Genomic DNA, 17985 nt, shown 5'->3' with positions numbered 1-17985 from the left:
GCTCATCGGTCGGCAAGCAGGGGAAAGGAAGACCGGACGTCGCCATCCGGGCCGTCGGTCAGGCGGCGGGCCTCGCGGAGCCACAGGCGGGCCTTGGACAGCTGGGCCGCCTTGGCCTCGCTCCATCCCGCCGAAGTTCCCGCGAACAGGCGGCGCTCCCACCGTTCGGGCAGGAATTCGTTGAGAAGGATCATCGTCCAGCGCAGGCCGTACAGCGGAAGCTGTGCCCGCAAGCGCGCGGCAAAGGCCGGGTCGGCGGCGAAGAGGGCATCCATTCCGCCGTGCCAGTCTGCCTGCTCCTGCGGCGCCAGGCTGAAGGCCGGGTGCCAAAGGAAATCGGCGGTGAGCTTCACCGGATCGTCCCAGCCGAAATACTCGAAGTCCAGGAAGACAAGGCTGCCGTCGCGGCGGCGCAAGGCGTTGTGGAATCCGAAGTCGGAGGGCGACAGCGTCCGCAGCGCCGGCTCCAGCGGAATGGACGGGTCGAGGCCGGCCGCCGCGTAGCCGGTCCGGGCGCGGGTCCGGGCGCGGTCGATGACCGGTCGCGCGTCGTCCCGCAGGAAGTGTCCGAGCGCGATGTCGTCCACGTCGGACAGCCGGGCGAAACGGCTCTCGATCTGGTCCAGAAGGCCGGTGAGCGACAGGCACGCTTCCGCGGCCTCGGCCAGGGCCACCGCCCCCTCGGCGCTCCGCTGTCCGGCAAGAAACGCGGCGAACGCGACGGCCCGGGCCACATCGTCCTCCCTGCGCCCGTCCGGAACGCGGGACACCGCCGTTCCGTCGATCCACTCGTAAAGGGCGGCTCCATGGCCCGGGGCGGCCGCTTCGGGACGCGGCACCGTCAGCGGCCCGCTCCCGATGGCGGCGAGGAACGACAGCCCCCCATATTCGCGGGCCAGCCGTTCGGTGCTTCCGTAGCATTTCAGGGCATGCGCGCCGCCCGCGGTTTCCACGCGGTAAATGCGGTTGTTGCCGCCCCCGGGCAGCCGCTCCATGGACCGGATGGGACCGGCCAGCACCCGCGCCGTTTCGGCCGGGTCGTGCATGGCCTCAAGCCGCGGCGCTGCCGAAGACGGCATCGGCAATCTCCTCCCACGCGCGGAACGCCCGGAACGGACCGGCCGGAAGATGCCGGGCGCCATGCTTGACCAGGATCCGGTCGACCTCCGCGGGAAAGTCCGGTTCGAGAAAGACCTCTTCCAGATCGTCGACGAAGCAGCGGCAGCCCAGGGACGCGATCCGGGCGATCTTGGCGGTCCGGCTGTCCTCGAAGAAGATCAGGCCGGGATCGATGCCCCCGCGGGCGGGATCGGTCAGCCCCTGTGCCCCGATCCAGGACCATGCCGCGGCGCGCAGGCTGACCCCGCCGGGATCGGCGGCGGCGAACTCCGTCTTGTGGCTGACGATGGCGACACCGGCACCGGCCGCCCGGCAGGCGGCCAGGAAGCCGGACAGGCCGGGGGCGGGGATGGCACGCGCGATGCCCGGTCCGTAGACCTTGGCCTGGAGCCGGGTCCATTGCGCCTCGCCATCGGGCAGAGCACGGAGATGCGCCCGCACCTCCGCCTTGCCGCCGGCGAACCCCCGCGGCAGGAGTCCTGTGTCTTCCCCGATGCCGCGGAACACATCATCGTACAGGACGATGGTGTTGTCGAAATCGAGGCCGATGAGCGGGGCGCGTCCGGTCATTTCAGGGCGATCTGCTGCATCGTCTTGATGTTGAAGTAGCGTGGGTCGGACATGCTGTCGGGCACGGAGCCGGCGTCGAAGGCGGTCTTCAGTCCACGCACCGCGTCGGCGATGCTGTGGGCCGGGGTGAAGCCGAGTTCGCGCCGGATCTTGTCGGACGAGATGTGGTAGGAGCGCAGATCGTCGGTCGGCGTCACCTCGATGGCGACCGATGCCCCGATCACGTCGCGGACCATCTCCGCGATCTGCATGATCGTGTGGTTCTCGTAGCCGACGTTGAACACCTTGCCGTCGATGGCCGAGGCGTCCCACGCCAGGGAGCGCACGTAGAACTCGACCATGTCGGCGACGTGGATGTTCGGGCGCTTCTGGCTGCCGCCGAAGACCTTGATCTTGCCGGCGTTGATCGCGTGGTTGGTCAGGATGTTGACCGACAGGTCGAGGCGCAGCCGGGGAGCGTAGCCGCACACCGTGGCCGGGCGGACGGTCAGGACGGTGAAGCCCGGCGCGCGCTCCTCCTGCAGCACCTCCTCGCACAGGGCCTTGAACTTCGAATAGTCGGTGAGCGGCTGGAGCGGAAGATCCTCCGTGACGTTCTCCTCCTCCTTGATGCCGTAGACGGACGAGGACGAGGCGTAGACGAATCGCTCGACGCCGGCCTCCTTCGCCGCCCGCACCAGGGGACGGAAGCATTCGTAGTTGATCGAGCGGCCGAGCGCGGGATCGAGATCGAAGCTCGGATCGTTGGAAATGCAGGCCAGATGGATCACGGCGTCGCAGCCCCGCAGGGCGCGGGCGACGGTCTCCGGATCGCGCAGGTCGCCGCGGATCTCCGTCAGGCGGGGATGGTTCTTCAGACCCGCGAACACGTCGCCATAGATGTAGAGGTCCAGCACGGTGACGCTGTGACCCTCGTCCAGAAGCCTCGGCACCAGGGCGCTGCCCACATAGCCCGCTCCGCCGGTGACCAGCACGTGCCAGGTTCGTTCGGTCATGATGGTTCGATCCTTGCTTACACCACGGCTTCGACATCCACCGCCGTCCAGCCCATCGCCAAGTCGGGCATGGCGTGCAGGAGCGACAGATGGGTGATCTTGACAGAGCCGTATTGGTCGTTGGCGATGGAGAGATTCAGGTTCCCGCTGCGCCGCAGCGGGGTGGCGCCGTCGTTGAAGGCCGGGGGCCGCAGGCCGCCGTTCTGTGAATGATCGACGGCCATATGGTTGGCGATGGCGGCGCTGCACCCGCTCCCGGCAAACATCAGCGTGCCGCCCGATCATGGGCGCATCTGGCCGCGGAGGAGGCGTCGATGCGGTCGCGCATGCCGGGCCTCTATTTCAGGATGGCGGTCAGGAACTTGACCAGAGCCGGTTTCTCGATCGAGCGGCGATGCCCGACGATGCCGACCTTGATGGCGCCGGCGGCGTTGCCGATGAAGCCGATGACGCTCATCGGGGCTCCCGTGGCCACCAGCGGCGCCGTCACGGCCAGGAAGGCGTCGCCCGCCCCGACCGTGTCCACCACCGTGTTGGTGAAGGCCGGAATACGGTGCACGCCCTCCGCGCCGTCGCCCTCGGCACCGTCGAACGTCACGCAGCCGTGCTTCCCATGCGTGATGATGACACGGCCGCAGGCGATGCGCTGCGGCAGCTTCTGGCTGGCGATGATGGCGATGTCGCTGAAGCGGTCCGAGATGGCCAGCCGCGCCTCGGGCGCATCGATGCAGACGAAATCGGCGCGCGGATAGCGGGTGATGAGATTGTATCCCATGTTTCCGCTGTTGGTCTGCGTGTTCACCGCCAGGAAACGGCTGTGGCGGCACAGGGCGTCGATGGCCGACGGGGTGAGCATCCCATGGCCGAAGTCGGTCGCGATGACGACGTCGTAGTCACCGGCGTGCCGCTCGAGGATGTGGACGAGCCGCTGTTCCTCGTCCGCGTCCAGCGGCGCGTCGTCCATCTCGTAGACTTCGAACAGCTTGCGCATGTAGCCGGTTTCGACGAAGCGCGTCTTGCGCGTCGTCGGCTTGCCGGGTCGGTCGACGACGCGGAGCGACACGTTGGGCTTCAGGGTCTGGCGGATCAGGTCCTCGTAGCGGCTGTGCTCACCGAGACAGGTGACGACGTCGACCTGGGCGCAGAAGGCCGCCACATGGTTGGCCGCCGCGATGACGCCGCCGGCAAAGGTTTCGTGATCGCGGTACAGGGTCGCGATCATGTTCTCCTTCGGCGACTTCGCCATCGGCACCACGTAGCGATACTCGTCGATGATCGTGTCGCCGACCAGCAGGACCCGCTTGTCCCGCACGCTTTCCAGGACCTCCAGCGTGCGCTCCAGCATGTTCCGGTCGCGGGCGTCCTCCAGATAGGCCTGCAGTTCGGCGTCATAGACGCCGAGGTAGCGGTTGATCAGCGAGGATGAGCTGAAGGTGATGTCGTCGGTGAAGACGATGCGCCCGCCACAGCTTTCCACGGCGTTCCGCTCGTCGACGATCCCCCCGGTTACGTCGGACGACGCGTCGGCATAGTCGGATCCCTTGACGTAGACCGACGGCTTCACCTTGGACAGCACGGTCACAGCCGTCGGGGCCGGGTTGACGGCCACATAGTCCACATGTTCGAGCGCGGCGACCATCTGCGCGCGCAGCAGTTCCGAGAAGACCGGCCGTCCGGGCCCCTTGTTCACGAAGGGGTCGGCGGTGATGGTCACGATCAGCAGGTCGCCGTGCCGCCGCGCCTCCTCGAGGTGACGCACATGCCCAAGATGCAGCAGGTCGAAGACGCCATGCGCAAGGGCGACGCTGCGTCCCTGCCGGCGCGCCTCGGCGGCCAGCACGGCGACCTCGTCCAGGGTCCGGACCTTGTTGCGGGATGACCGGGGCGCATCCTCGGCCAGCATCGTTCCGCTATCGTCGCTCGACGTAATCATGACTTCCGACCCTTATGCGAACGAGACCGAACCGCGGCATGCCTCGCCATAGCCCCGCGGAGGCGTGAGGGCCGATCCCGCCAGCCCCCTTTGCTTCACCCACCGCCGGACCGCGGTAACGGTTATTGCGCAATCGGTCAAGACGTACCCGCCAGACGGTATACAAAAGGTGAAAACGGTTGTGATTTGGCGGCACGCCTCGCGTCCTTGGAAATTCTGGAGGCGTCCGCGGACAGGTTGTAAGAGGCGGAATCGCCAGGAAACCGATTCTTAACAAAGGCTCTGTTAACGTCATTGCATTTCCTTGATAAAAGGACAAGAACAGGCCACCTGGAATCCTTCCAGATTCACTTTAGACAAGGCGATCGTGCCCAGCCACAGCCTGCTGAGATTGGAAATAAACCAAGAATGGACACGATGATGCTTAATGTGAAGAGTGCTGAATTTAGTCATATTGACTTGCTGAACCCAGCTCCTTCGCTGAAGCATATTGCCTTTAATTTTACTAACAGATGCAATTTGCGTTGCGTCTATTGCCCGCAAGGGACGCATCCAGAGAGCTTCCACGCCGAATCATCAGACGATCAGATTCGGAAAATTGTTGACTATGTCAGATCTCACGACATCGAGAGGATCGACATCGGTTACTATGGGGAAACGCTGCTGGTCCAAGGCTGGGAGGACCATTGCCGGCCGCTTCTCGATCAGGGGCTCTACATCACGCTGGTCTCAAGTTTCTCGCGGATTCTGAAACCGGAGGAGGTCGAGGTCGTCGCACGCTTCAGCGAGCTGCAGATGAGCATCGACACCATCGACATTCAACTTCTGAAGCAGATCCGCAAAGCCGTCGACGCACGAACGATCCTCTACAACACGCATCTTGTCCGGTCCTATGTGCTGGCCAATGATCTTCCCATGCCCAAGATCGTGTGGACGGGCGTTCTGACGGACCAGATCGTGTCGGGCATCCCTGACTTGGTCGCCATGGCGGTGTCCAGCGGCATCCGGAGCATCAACTTCAACGACGTCGCCTATTTCGAGGGCACGTCCGGGGTTGCCCGGAGCATCTACGACATGGAACCGCAGGATTTCATCCAGGCCGCCGGCACACTGGAAAGGGCCAGACGCCTCGCCGTCCGGCACGGCGTCGAGCTGTCGATCGGCGGCACCCAGCGGGTCGAGCGGCGGCTGATCGAGGACTATGGAATCGAACGGTACGTCGAGCTGACGCGCAAGCTCAGTTCCTTCGATGATCTGGACCCGGCGCGCCCCGTCTACATCTACGGTGCCGGCGAGGCCGGGCGGACGCTGCGGAACTGGCTGCGTGCCCATCCGGAATTGCGCTTTGCCGGATACATCGACAGTGCGCGGTCCGGCGCGGTCGACAACGAAGTCGTTCTGAAGTTCGACGACTACAAGGCACAGCCCGACGATGGCGGCCAGATCGTGATCGGCTCCATGCATGAGAACGAGATCGAGCGGCGGCTGATCGACGCCGGGGTCGTGACCTATTGGCGGGGCTACAACTTCTTCCAGGACGGCGGAGCGCCGAAGATCGCCGGTGCACAGCCAAGCGCGGACATCGTCCGTTCGGGAATCCAGGGAAAATTCGTGATGCCCGGGGATGTCATGGACGACGTTCCACCCGGCATGACCCGCATGTGCGAAGCCCCTTGGGCGGAAATCTACTTCGACCCCAAAGGCGAAGCCTATTCCTGCTGCCAGCGTGGCCTGGTGATGGGAAAGCTGGAGAATGGGGTCTCGATCGACGACATCATCGGCAGCGATGCGTATCGACGCCTGCGGCAGCAGCTGCTGACCGGGCAGGATCTCGATTCCGAATGCTTGCGCTGCACCGGACGCCAAGCCGTGCCGGTCGAGCGGATGCGCGATCACATCCTGGGCTTGATGAACGCCGATGCAAGGAAGGCAGCCGGTGCGGCCGGCGCGCCTCACCGAGACAGGGATTGATTGTTCATAAACAAAACAGGCGCCTTGGTAGCAGGCGGTTTGCCGCGTAACGCGAACGAAGCGGAGCGCACGCTCCACAGGCTCGCATCGGTCTTGGACACAACATGACGCAGCTTTACAGCAATTTGAAATTCCTGCGCTTTCGGCCTCAGCTGGATGCCCTGACCCATGAGGGACTGGCCGCACCGGTGCACATCCGCATCAAGCCGATCAACCGCTGCAATCACAATTGCTGGTACTGCGCCTACCGCGTCGAAAGCCTGACGCTGGGCGAGGCGATGAGCACCGAGGATGTCCTGCCGCTCGACATGATGCACGGGATCGTGGACGACATCATCGAGATGGGCGTGCGCGCGGTGACCTTCTCGGGCGGCGGAGAGCCGCTGCTTTACAAGGGCTTGCCGGATGTCGTCCGGCGTTTGGCCGAAGGCGGCATCAAGGTCGCGACCCTGACCAACGGTTCGAACCTGAAGGGCGCGATGGCCGACGCCTTCGCCGCCCATGGGGCTTGGGTGCGCGTATCGCTCGATGCGTGGGACGATCAGAGCTATGCCGACGCCCGTGGCGTTGCGGCGGACAGCTTCACGCGGCTGCTGTCGAACCTGCGCGCCTTCGCCGCCCGGAAAGCCGACTGCGTCCTGGGCGTGAGCTTCATCGTCAGCGAGACCAACGCCCCCCACCTTGCCGAGGTTTGCAGGATTCTCAAGGATGTTGGCGTCAGTCACGTCAAAGTCAGCGGCGCGGTCGTTTCCAACGATCGCGAGGAAAACAACGCCTACCACCGCCGCCTTCACGCCATCGTCGCTGAACAGCTGGCGGCGGCGAAACGTCTCGATGACGACACCTTCCGGATCGTCGACCACTATCACGAGCTGGAAGACCGTTTCGAGAAAGGCTACACGCGCTGCCCCTTCCTGCAGTTCCTGACGGTGATCGGCGCCGATGGCAGTGTCTACACCTGCCAGGACAAAGCCTATACGGAATCCGGACATCTCGGATCATTGCGGGGCCGGAGCTTCCGGGAATTCTGGTACTCCGATGAAAACAGGAAGCGCCTTGCCGAAATCAATCCAGCTCTTCAATGCCGCCATCATTGCGTAGCTCACCGCAAGAATTTGGTTCTGAATGAGTATATAAATGTCGACAGTCGTCACATCGAGTTTGTCTGATGGACATCCATGTCCATTCCGGGAAGGAAAAAATGATGAGCATTCCAAATCTGCACTTCATCATGGCGGTTTGGGGCGAGAGCTATACAGACGTCTTTATTGATGTGGTGCTTCCAAGCCAGCTTTCCGACAACAACCTGCCGGCCTTGCAACACAGGCAGGCTTATACCTATAAGATTTACACGACCGCAGACGACGCCAAGACAATTCAGGCATCGCCAGCCTTCCAGCGGCTGGCGGAAGTCATGCCCGCCGAAATCCACGTCATCCACCCCGAACAGAACGCGCATATCAAGACGGCGTCGGTCCGGCACCTCATGGGGTCGCTCCACAAGCGTGCCATCCAGGAGGCCGCCAGGGACAATGCCTTCCTGGCCTTCCTGGCTCCTGACGCCATCCTGTCGGACGGTTCCTTCGCCGCCATCGAGAAGCGGATGCTGGAAGGAATGGAGATGGTCCTGATCAGCGGCATCCGGGTGACCAAGGAAACGGCCCTGCCGGCGATCCGCGCCCGCTACCGCCGTCCCGACGGCACGATCCACATGGACGCCGCGGATCTGACCGACTGCGCGTTCGAATTTCCTCATCGTTACACCCAGGTTCTGACCTGGGGGGCGGAACGCTTCTGCTCCCAGTGGCCGTCACAGACGTTCTGGTTTGTGCCGCCGGCCGGAATTCTGGCGCACTGCTGGCATCTTCATCCCATCCTGGTCAAGGCGAGCACCGAGACGGACAGCTTCCTCGGGACCATCGACGGCGATTACATCGAGCGGGCCGGCACCCAGCTGGAGCGCATTCATGTCATCCAGGACTCCGACGAGGCCTGCCTGATCGAAATCAGCCGCGCGGATCACGAAAAAACCCTTCTCGACACCTCCGCAGCCTTTTCGATGGAGAAGTTTCTGTCGTGGGGGCAGCATTCGACCAACGCATTCCACCGGACCTTCGTCGATCGGCCTATTTTGTTCAAAGGCCGGGCCTACACCGAGGCCGCCATGACGGAAATCGGCAAGGATGCCGCCCAGGTTATCGAAATGCTGCGGGCCGCGTTGGAAGACTACCGCATCGACATTCCGCTTCTGCGCAGCTTCGGGGAAGTGGCAGGCGCTCCGGCCATCTACCTTTATGGCTCCGGCGAATGCGGACGGAGCGTCCTGGCCCACGCCCATCGCTACGGTTTGACCAACATCCGGGGATTCATCGACAGCCATACGGCCGGTGAGGTCGAAGGTCTGCCGGTCCATCGCCTCGACGATTACTTGAAGGGCGTCCGGCGTCCGGATGATGCAATCATCATCACCTCGATGTACCTGAAAGACATCGCGCGGACCTTGCTCCAGCACGGCATCACCGAATTCCTCAACGGCCAGGAAATATACCTGGAAATCCTGCTTTCCAATTTGGAAAAGTCGGGAGAGAAACCGGTCGATTTCGTCATCGTGCCATGGAGCACGGTGGCGGCGGACAGCTGAGGCTGACGGTTGCCCGCCTTGCGCGCATTCCACTGGAGAATGGGGGAGTCGATCATTCTCGGCGGCAGCAAGCCCTGACGACTCCTCCGCGGGCTCGTCCCTGCGGAGCCGGGCGGGCGGACGTCAGAGGTGCCAGTCCGCGTCCGCTTCGTAGCCCAGGCGCACCAGGGCGTCGCCGGTCAGTTCTTTGAAGCGCTCCACAACCCGTGGGGTGAAGTTGTTGCGCCAATCGCCGGTCACCCCTTTCCGGCAAGACGTCTCGATCCCGTTGGGCAGCAAAACGATCTCGCGACGGTCCTCCCCCCGTGAAGCGCGCCCACCGGTCTGGTGTTCGAACGTTCCGAGCTTGATGCAGTCACGGAGTTTCGCATCACTCATGGGTGTGATCGGATCGCGGTCCAGACCAAGATCCGTCAGAAGCCGCCGGTATGTCCGGACGGGGTCGTTGTGCAAATCCTCGAAGCGAAGGATGTGATAGTTCTCCCTCCCCAAGACATCAAGATAGCTGTCCGTCCAATATTTTGCGGAAGGCCATCGGAAATGATATTTGGGAGTGCCCATGAACGTAACGCCATCGAGCAGAGTCAGGAAGTTCTGCTCTCGCGTTTCCGGTGAATCTTTGAAATACCGGAAGTAATAAGAATTGATGATATCACGTGGATCGCGCATGAGCACGACCACCGGGCCGCCGATGTCGGCGAACCTGGTGAGGTCCAACCCCGCATCGTGCACCCACATGAATTCCCAATGGTTGAGCAGGCGCGCGAACGCGTGGACGGTCTCCGCGGCGTCCTTGGCGATTTGGGTGTGCAACTCGTCCAGGCGTTCGAACGGAGGAACCGGGGCGGGCGCGCGATAACGGCTGAGATAATAAGTGTTCTGGATCAGAGACATGTAACTCCGCTCAAGCCACCCGTAATGCTGCAGGATCGCTTGCATGGGCGGCATCAGACGGTGTGTCCCGGCGCATGGCGGAACGACCAGAACCATCGGCGACGAAAGAGCCCTTTCCGCATTCCGGGGGACCGTCCCGACCAGAGGATAACGCTCGTCCCGTTCCAGGGTGGCGCCGTCGGTGACGTTCGTCGGCACCAGAAGCTCGACCGGCAGCCCGCAGACGTCGACCAGATAGCGGATGGTGTCCCGGCATGGCGCCTGTGGCATGACGAGGACCGCACAGTCAAAGTCCCGCCCGGCGGCATAATCGTCGTAGGCCCGGTCGCGGCGCCGGTTGAGCGGGTCGATGGCGATGTGCTCGTCGTCGTAATGAGCGACCAGCCGGGAAGCGGCCTCGCTCGCCTGCAAGCCGGCGACCGTCTCCATCGCCGACTGACGGTGACCGAACACCGCGATCCGCCGCCCCGGACGCTCCCGAATCAGAAACTCGACCAGTTGCCGGGAAACCTGTTCGATGTCGGAGACGGTCCGCAGCTTGGCGTGGGTGAAGCAAGGATAGGCGTTGACGGCGTTGCGAATTCCATTCTCCACCAGAACCTGAAGGATCTCCTGCGCATACATGCTGGCGATGACAACGGTGAAGCCGTCTGCCGGGCGTTGCCGGAGCGCCTGCGGATGGAGAACCGGCAGCCCTTCGCACGTTCCGGATTGGAAGGTGTCAAGAAACCCCTCGACCGTCGTCCCTTCGCTTTCATCACAGGCGGCCTTCATCCAACGGCCGGCGGCCCCTGTGCCATAGATGAACACGGGGCCCAGATGCGAGAGACCGGAAGGTTGATGAATTTCGGCGGCGATCATCGTTTCTGTCCACGGGAAATGGGAAAGCACGGCTGTGAGGACAGGCCGCTCCGGCGCAGGGAAACGACCCGTCCCTCTCAGTCCCTCCGGACGGTCCAAAGCCGGGTCAGATAAACCGTTTCGATCATGGCGCAGCCACGGATCCGCTCGGCTGCATAGCCGAGAAACTCCTCGAAACGCTCGGGTCCAAGCTGGACCTGGACATCATTCACGGAGCGCCACGCCCCCAGATATTCCTCCGGAGTCCGGGTCATGACGTCACGGGCCTCCATGTACACGACATCGCTGAAGCCCGGTGTCGCAGCCAGCCGGTCGGTCAGATGGTCGGTCAGACCCGAACGGCCGGACGAAACCCGCTTCATGCCGGGGCAAAGCTGGGAGAGGTGGTTCTCGATGTCCACCTGGATCGGGCTGGCCTCGATCAAGCGAGGGTTCCACAAGGCTGCGAAACGCCCGCCCGGCCGCAGGATGCGACGGAATTCGCTCATCCCCGCGTCGTAATCCACCCAATGGAACGAGGACGCCATGGTTACCAGGTCGCGGCTGCCGTCCGTCAGTCCGGTGGCTTCCCCTTGGCCGGCGCGCCACTCGATGGACAACCCCGCCGAGCTGTCCCGTCCGACACGCCGCATGTCGTCGTTCGGTTCCACGGCCGTCAGACTGCGCAGCCCTTGGCCAGCCAGGATTCGCGTCCAGATCCCGGTGCCCGCGCCGACATCCGCCGCATCGACATCCGCAACCGGCTTGTCGAGAAGAGCGAGCAAGGCCTTCAATGGAGAAAGAGCGTAGCCTGGCCGGAACCGATCGTAGTCCTGGGCCAGACCTGTATAGTCTCCATGCCTGCGCGTGGCGTCCGTCATCGTGTTTCCAAAAGAATTCGGCTATTACAAAATCAGCCACTTTGCCTGGAAAGTGGTGGCAAGAGGCTAATTCGGGGACGCTTAACAATGTATGAATACAGGGATTTTTGGCCTTCCTGAAGGCAGTTTCCATGGAGGAACGCACACTCTACCCGCTTGTGTTCGGTCTCTCGCCATGGCAGTTTTTCGAGCCGATTTTCGAGTCGATTCTGCCGTCTGCCGGAGACATCATGCCATCTGACCATCCGTTCGTTCCGAAGGACAGGCACGATCCGGCGGCCATCGCTCCGGCCATCGACGTGGATGCATGGCGGCGCAACATCCGGCAGACGACCTTCGCCGGCTACCACCTCCACATGGCGATCGCGCTGTGGAACGAAGGCAGCCACCAGGCCGCGCTCGAAGCGCTTCAAAGAGCCTTGAGCGAAAAACCTGATTTTTCCTTGGCGTCGCTCCGCCTGACGGAGTTCTTGCACCAGATCGGGCGCCACGACGAAGCCGAGCGGATCGAGCGGGCTGCCCGTGCCGGCGACCCGCTTTATCCAGCCTCCGCCTACGCTGACTTGGGGGAATCCACCCCGGATGCCCGGGAGGCCGTCCAGGCGTTCGGCAAGGCCTGCGCTCTCCACACCAATCCGGCTTGGGAACTTTCCCTCATCGAAGCGCTGGAGAAAACCAACACCGTACACACGGAAAGCGAATTCTCTGAATCGATTGCGATTCCCCGTCATATTCTGACGCTCGATCCTGCCCGGACAACGGCGTTGCAGTGGCTCGGGTATAAATTGTTCGCTCTGTCTTCCATGGAGGAGGCAGAGCGCTGCTTCTCTCGCAGCATGCTCCTTGATCCCGGCAACGTCTTCTTCCGTGCCATGCTTGCCATGGCGCGCGTCGCGCTGGGCGACACCGGCGGCGCTCTGGCTCCCCTGCGGGAACGCTCGCCGGAGGAGGCCAGGATCGGCCTGCTGCCGAACACGCGCGGCTTGGTCAGCTTGGCGCAGGGCGACGTCGAAGGCGCCCTGGCCCATTACAGCGAAGCCGTCCGTATCGAGCCCGACAACGCCTTCCTGCGAAGCGGACTTGGCCTTGCCTTGCAGGAAATCGGCCGCATCGACGAGGCGCTCCGTTACCACAATGCAGCGGACGACAACGGGTTGGTGTGCCTGCACCGGGCGATCGCCTGGCATCGCGCGGGGAACGAGGAAAAAGCGCGGAGCGAGTTGCGCCGGCTGCTCGCCCTGCACCCCGTCTTTGCCTGGAGTTGGGCGCGCGTTTACCGCTGGGCCAGTCCTTATCTGCTCGCCACTCTGGAAAGCATCGCGGCGGATGCACGACAAGCCCCCCATTCCTGAGGCTTTTCGCATCGCCGCGGATGGTTTTACCCGAAGTTTACCATTGGCGCCCTTTGCTGACGTCGAGGCTTTCCGGGGCATTCCCCGGGCTCGCCGCGTCCATGCCGGAGCCGGAGTGTCTTTTGGTGCCGCCTGAGCCGACTTTCGCACCGCCACGCAGCGCGGTGTTCTGGATCACGGGGTTGTCGGCCGCCGGTAAGACAACCATCGGACGGGGTCTCGCCGACCGGTTGCGGGTTCTGGGCCGCCCGGTTCTCTACCTCGACGGCGACGTGCTGCGCAGCATCGTCGCCGGTGGGGACCGTTACTCCAGGGCCGACCGTCTGGATCTGGCCCACCGCTACGGCCGGCTGTGCCGGGAAGCCGCCAGCCAAGGCATCGACGTCGTCTGCGCCACCATTTCCATGTTCGACGCCGTGCGGGCGTGGAACCGCGAGCATATCCCGGGCTATTGCGAAGTCTATCTCCGCGTCCCCATCGAGGAGCTGAAGCGGCGCGACACCAAGGACGTCTATCGGAACACCACGGACGTTGTCGGTCTCGATCTCGCTCCGGAACTGCCCAAGGCGCCGGATGTCCTGATCGACAATTTTGCGGACATGACTCCGGCGCGGGCGGTCCGGACGATCCTGGAATCCGCGGCCATCCCTGCCGGTACCCTTGGTGCATGGCCCCCGCCTTCCACCTGAAGCGGCGGCCCCACGAACGGAAAAGACGACGGGACGGGAGAAGCGCGCCGCCATGGGGTGCGCTCCATCCGCCACCACCAACCCTGAAAACGGAGATCACGTCCATGCAGGCCAAAGATCCGGTGAACCAAGGCCTTTTCGAACTTCGGGAACGGATCGGGCTGGCCCGCCTGGGCATCATGAACAATCAGGTTTGGCATCAGGACCCGAAGCGGCTGGTCTTCACGCTGGCCCGTTACAAGTTCGTCGCCAAGATGCTGAAAGGGCAGCGGCGGGTTGTCGAGATCGGGTGCGGCGATGGCTTCTGTTCCCGGTTGGTGCAGAACGAAGTCGGCGACCTGACCATCACCGATTTCGACCCTCTGTTCATCGAAGACGCCAAGGCCCGCATGGCCGAGCCCTGGGTGAGCGGAGCCTTCGTCCACGACATCCTGTCGGGTCCGGTTCCCGGCACCTACGACGCCGCCTATTCCCTGGATGTGCTCGAACACATCCCGCCCGTGCAGGAACAGGTCTACCTCGGCAACGTCATCGCGTCCCTGACCGGCCAGGGCGTCTTCATCGCCGGCATGCCGTCCCTGGAAAGTCAGGCCTACGCATCCGCAGACAGCAAGGCCGGGCACGTGAACTGCAAGACTGGCGAGGCGTTGCGTCACACGATGCTGGAGCATTTCCACACGGTCTTCATGTTCTCCATGAACGACGAGGTGGTGCATACGGGCTTCTTCCCGATGGCGCATTATCTGCTGGCCGTCTGTGTCGGGCCGAAGAGGCCGAGCGAGACGGCGAACCGAACCGGATGAACGGTCGGGCGGAAGCGCGCGACGCCACAGCCAGCCGGAAATCCGATATACAGTCAGACGGCGGCCCCCGGCCGACGGCGGAAGGAAGATGAGACAATGAGTCGTTTCGACGTGGTGACCGGCGGGGCCGGGTTCATCGGCAGCCATCTGGTGGACGCGCTTGTCGCGCAAGGACGGAGCGTCCTCGCCATCGACAATCTGGCGGTCGGGCGGCTGTCCAATCTGGCCGCCCACGAGGGCAATCCGGCCTTCCGATTCGTGCAGGCCGACGTAGCCGACCGTGCGGAGATGGCGAGGCTGCTCGCCGGTGCGGAACGCGTGTTCCATCTGGCGGCCCTGGCCGACATCGTGCCGTCCGTCCAGAATCCGGAACGCTATTTCGACGCCAACGTGAACGGCTGCTTCTCCATCGCCGAAGCCGCCCGCGCCAACAACGTGACGCGTCTGCTCTACGCCGCGTCCTCGTCGTGCTACGGCATCCCGGACGTCTACCCGACGCCGGAATCGGCCCCCCCGAATCCGCGCTATCCCTACGCGCTGACGAAGTACATGGGGGAACAGCAGCTCCTGCATTGGGCACAGGTCTACGGCCTGCCGGTGACCTCCCTGCGCCTCTTCAACGTCTATGGCCCGCGCGCCCGCACGAGCGGCACCTACGGCGCGGTGTTCGGCGTTTTCCTGGCGCAGATGCTCTCCGGCAAGCCGTTGACCGTGGTCGGTGACGGCACCCAGACGCGCGACTTCACCTTCGTCACCGACGTCGTTTCCGCCTTCCTTGCCGCCGCCGAAAAGGGCCACACCGGAGCCGTCTACAATGTCGGGAGCGGCACCTCGGTCAGCGTCAACCGGCTGGTCGAGCTTCTCGGCAATGGCCGCGTGGAGCATCTGCCCAAACGCCCCGGTGAACCGGACTGCACCTTCGCCGACACGAGCCGGATTCGCGCCGAGCTGGGCTGGAGCCCCCAGGTCAGCATCGAGGACGGGGTGGCGCGGCTTCTGGACAATCTCGATTACTGGCGCGATGCGCCGGTGTGGGACAAGGACAGCATCGCCGAGGCGACCCGCGACTGGTTCCGCTTCATCCGGAACTGACCCGCGTGGCCAGCCCGCAGAATCCGTCTGCGTGAAGGAAATCCATGGGCAAGCGCATCCTCGTGGTCGGAGTCGATGGCGGCGTGGGCTCCGCGCTCGCCGCGCGGCTCCGCGCGCAGGGAATGCAGGTCACCGGAACCTCGCGCCGCCGGCCGGTCGCGGACACCGCGGGCGCCTGCATCCCGCTCGACCTTGCGTCCGATCTGTCCGGCTGGACGCCACCGGGGACCATCGACATCGCCTATCTCTGCGCGGCCATGACCGGCCTCGCCGGGTGCCGCGACGATCCGCAAACGGCGGATCGGATCAACCGGCACAACACCCTTCTTCTGGCCCGCCGGCTTGCCGATGCCGGTGCCTTCGTCGTGTTCCTGTCGACCAGCCTCGTTCTCGATGGCCTCGCTCCCCGCGCCGCAGCGGACGCGCCACGGAAGCCCGCCTGTGACTATGGGCGGCAGAAGGCTCTCGCGGAGGATGGCATCGCCGCCCTGGGAGCGTCCGCGGCGACCTTGCGGCTGACCAAGGTGATCCGTTCCGGAATGCCGGTCTTGGGCAACTGGCCCGCCGACCTTGCCGCCGGCCGCACCATCCACCCGTTCGACGATCTGCGCATGGCGCCGATCCGCGTCGATCATGCGGTGGAAGCCCTCGTTGCGGTGGGCCATGGGAGCGAGGGAGGGCTCTTCCAAGTTTCGGCAACCCACGACATCACCTATGCCGACGCTGCGTTCCACATCGCAGAACGCCTGGGCGTGCCGCGAGACCGCGTCAGCCCCTGCCGGTCGGACGAGGCCGGGGTGATCCTGATTGCCAATCCGCGGCACACGAGCCTGGACGCGACGCGCCTTGAACAGACATACGGGATCGCCGCCCCGTCCCCCTTCGACGCCCTGGACGCCCTCGCACCGCCATGACCATCGCCGCTCCTCTGTGCTGTCACGTCTGCGCCGCCGCAGACATCGCGGATGTCGAGGCATTCGCGTCCCTGGCGCGCACCACCTCGGACTGCCGCCCATGGCCGTCCGGAGGTCGGCTTGGCGTGTGCCCCATCTGCGGAACCGTGCAGGCCGGCGTCGACGCGGCCTGGCGGACCGAGATGGCCGAGATCTACGGCTCCTACGCCATGTTCCACCAACGGGGCGGAACCGACCATGCCGTCCGCGACAGCCAGGACAACACCCTGCGCAGCCGCTCGGGCGCGCTTCTGCAACGCTTCATCGCGTGGGACCAGCCTGCGGAGCGGGGACGCCTGCTCGACATCGGCTGCGGCACGGGTCCGCTGCTTCAGTCGGCCGCGCAGCTCCGCCCCGGCTGGAGTCTGGCGGGGGCGGAGCAGGACGACCGTGTCCGCGACCGCATCCTCGCCATCCCCGGCGTCGCGCTGTTCCACGCAGGGCCTCTGAACGCCTTGGATGCCACCTTCGACGTGGTGTCGATGGTCCATGTGCTGGAGCATGTCGCCGATCCCGCCGGTTTTCTGCGCCAAGCCGCCAGTCTTCTCGCTCCCGGAGGACGCCTGCTCGTTCAGGTGCCCTCGCTGACGGAAAACCCGTTCGACCTGACCATTGCGGACCACTGCTCCCACTTCACGGCCGACACGCTGAGCCGCGTGGTCCGAAACGCGGGGTTGCAGATCCTGCATGTGGATCGCTGGATTCCCAAGGAGCTTTCCGTCGTGGCCGGCTTGACAAAAAGGGCGGTCGCCGCTTCTTCCCCGGCCGTGCCGGAAACCCGCTTGACCGGGGAACCGATGGCTGATCTGGCCACCGTGGAGCGGATGGTCTCCTGGCTTCATGCCGTGGGTGGAGCCGTCGAGCATTTGGCCGCGTCCGGGCCGGTCGGCCTGCTCGGAACATCGGTCGCGGCGACGTGGCTGGCCTCACAGACCAAGAGCGAGGTTTCGTTCTTCGTGGACGAAGACCCCGTCATGCAAGGGACCCACTTTCTCGGGCGCCCCGTGCTGGCCATGGAGCAGGTGCCATCATCCGCCACGCTGTTCTGCCCGATGCCCCCCGCGCAGGCACACACCATCCGCGAGCGGCTGATCCGGATGAAGGCGGCATTCCGGATCGAGATTCCTCCTCCACTCCCCGGTTCCGTCCTCTGAAAGGCCAAGATCCACAAGATGATCGCCGTCTCGACGGCCACTGCGGATTCTCTTTACGGATGATTTACCGGACGTTCTTCATGGTAAAAGCCCGTGCG

General features: G+C 64.2%; 16 protein-coding genes. 9 read left to right on the top strand and 7 right to left on the bottom strand.

The features are described from left to right. Positions 1–2: 2 nt before the first annotated feature. The 5 genes from ACWPN5_RS31765 to ACWPN5_RS31745 form a co-directional block, all read right to left on the bottom strand. The gene (locus ACWPN5_RS31765) at positions 3–1079 is read right to left on the bottom strand and encodes a phosphotransferase family protein (protein WP_492299547.1); all 1077 of its coding nucleotides are present in this window, start codon (positions 1077–1079) and stop codon (positions 3–5) included. Beyond that, on the bottom strand, positions 1051–1689 hold the full coding sequence (locus tag ACWPN5_RS31760; protein WP_145689677.1) for a hypothetical protein: 639 nt from the start codon (positions 1687–1689) through the stop codon (positions 1051–1053). The genes ACWPN5_RS31765 and ACWPN5_RS31760 overlap by 29 nt, the downstream gene beginning before the upstream one ends. Continuing rightward, a complete protein-coding gene (locus ACWPN5_RS31755) occupies positions 1686–2684 on the bottom strand; it encodes an NAD-dependent epimerase/dehydratase family protein (RefSeq protein WP_145689679.1) in 999 nt (332 codons plus the stop codon). Before ACWPN5_RS31755 ends, ACWPN5_RS31760 begins: the two co-directional genes overlap by 4 nt. A 17-nt stretch (positions 2685–2701) precedes the next feature. Next, positions 2702–2950 carry a hypothetical protein gene (locus ACWPN5_RS31750; RefSeq protein WP_145689681.1) on the bottom strand — a complete coding sequence of 83 codons (249 nt, stop codon included), beginning with the start codon at positions 2948–2950 and terminating at the stop codon, positions 2702–2704. Between the two features lie 71 nt (positions 2951–3021). Beyond that, complete coding sequence (locus ACWPN5_RS31745) at positions 3022–4617, bottom strand: PfkB family carbohydrate kinase (protein WP_247888477.1); 1596 nt, start codon at positions 4615–4617, stop codon at positions 3022–3024. Between the two features lie 408 nt (positions 4618–5025). On the opposite strand from ACWPN5_RS31745, the gene ACWPN5_RS31740 reads away from it, so the two are divergent. The 3 genes from ACWPN5_RS31740 to ACWPN5_RS31730 all read left to right on the top strand — a co-directional run bounded on the left by ACWPN5_RS31740 (position 5026) and on the right by ACWPN5_RS31730 (position 9229). Further along, entirely contained in the window at positions 5026–6588 is a 1563-nt protein-coding gene (locus ACWPN5_RS31740) for a radical SAM protein (RefSeq protein WP_492299544.1), read from the top strand. Between the two features lie 104 nt (positions 6589–6692). Beyond that, positions 6693–7757 carry a radical SAM/SPASM domain-containing protein gene (locus ACWPN5_RS31735; RefSeq protein WP_145689685.1) on the top strand — a complete coding sequence of 355 codons (1065 nt, stop codon included), beginning with the start codon at positions 6693–6695 and terminating at the stop codon, positions 7755–7757. Beyond that, a complete protein-coding gene (locus ACWPN5_RS31730; RefSeq protein ID WP_145689687.1) occupies positions 7757–9229 on the top strand; it encodes a hypothetical protein in 1473 nt (490 codons plus the stop codon). Before ACWPN5_RS31735 ends, ACWPN5_RS31730 begins: the two co-directional genes overlap by 1 nt. A 123-nt stretch (positions 9230–9352) precedes the next feature. On the opposite strand, the gene ACWPN5_RS31725 is transcribed toward ACWPN5_RS31730, so the two are convergent. After that, on the bottom strand, positions 9353–10984 hold the full coding sequence (locus tag ACWPN5_RS31725) for a sulfotransferase domain-containing protein (RefSeq protein WP_200477127.1): 1632 nt from the start codon (positions 10982–10984) through the stop codon (positions 9353–9355). 77 nt (positions 10985–11061) lie between these two features. Continuing rightward, a complete protein-coding gene (locus ACWPN5_RS31720) occupies positions 11062–11844 on the bottom strand; it encodes a class I SAM-dependent methyltransferase (protein WP_145689691.1) in 783 nt (260 codons plus the stop codon). A gap of 131 nt (positions 11845–11975) precedes the next feature. Here ACWPN5_RS31720 and ACWPN5_RS31715 point away from each other — a divergent pair, with 131 nt between their 5' ends. The 6 genes from ACWPN5_RS31715 (at position 11976) to ACWPN5_RS31690 (ending at position 17887) form a co-directional block, all read left to right on the top strand. Beyond that, entirely contained in the window at positions 11976–13196 is a 1221-nt protein-coding gene (locus ACWPN5_RS31715; RefSeq protein ID WP_145689693.1) for a tetratricopeptide repeat protein, read from the top strand. A gap of 20 nt (positions 13197–13216) precedes the next feature. Next, the gene (locus tag ACWPN5_RS31710; RefSeq protein WP_492299541.1) at positions 13217–13885 is read left to right on the top strand and encodes an adenylyl-sulfate kinase; all 669 of its coding nucleotides are present in this window, start codon (positions 13217–13219) and stop codon (positions 13883–13885) included. Between the two features lie 104 nt (positions 13886–13989). Further along, positions 13990–14688, top strand: coding sequence for a class I SAM-dependent methyltransferase (locus tag ACWPN5_RS31705; protein WP_145689697.1), 699 nt, complete (start codon positions 13990–13992; stop codon positions 14686–14688). Between the two features lie 96 nt (positions 14689–14784). Beyond that, positions 14785–15780, top strand: a complete 996-nt coding sequence (locus ACWPN5_RS31700; protein ID WP_145689699.1) for an SDR family oxidoreductase — start codon at positions 14785–14787, stop codon at positions 15778–15780. 44 nt (positions 15781–15824) lie between these two features. Next, positions 15825–16694, top strand: a complete 870-nt coding sequence (locus ACWPN5_RS31695) for a sugar nucleotide-binding protein (RefSeq protein ID WP_145689701.1) — start codon at positions 15825–15827, stop codon at positions 16692–16694. Continuing rightward, on the top strand, positions 16691–17887 hold the full coding sequence (locus tag ACWPN5_RS31690) for a class I SAM-dependent methyltransferase (RefSeq protein ID WP_492299539.1): 1197 nt from the start codon (positions 16691–16693) through the stop codon (positions 17885–17887). The genes ACWPN5_RS31695 and ACWPN5_RS31690 overlap by 4 nt, the downstream gene beginning before the upstream one ends. Positions 17888–17985 lie beyond the last annotated feature (98 nt).

The organism is Azospirillum sp. UENF 211521, from assembly GCF_058780535.1.
The sequence above is the reverse complement of the archived record's forward strand: the minus strand, read 5'-3'. Positions and strand labels throughout refer to the sequence as shown.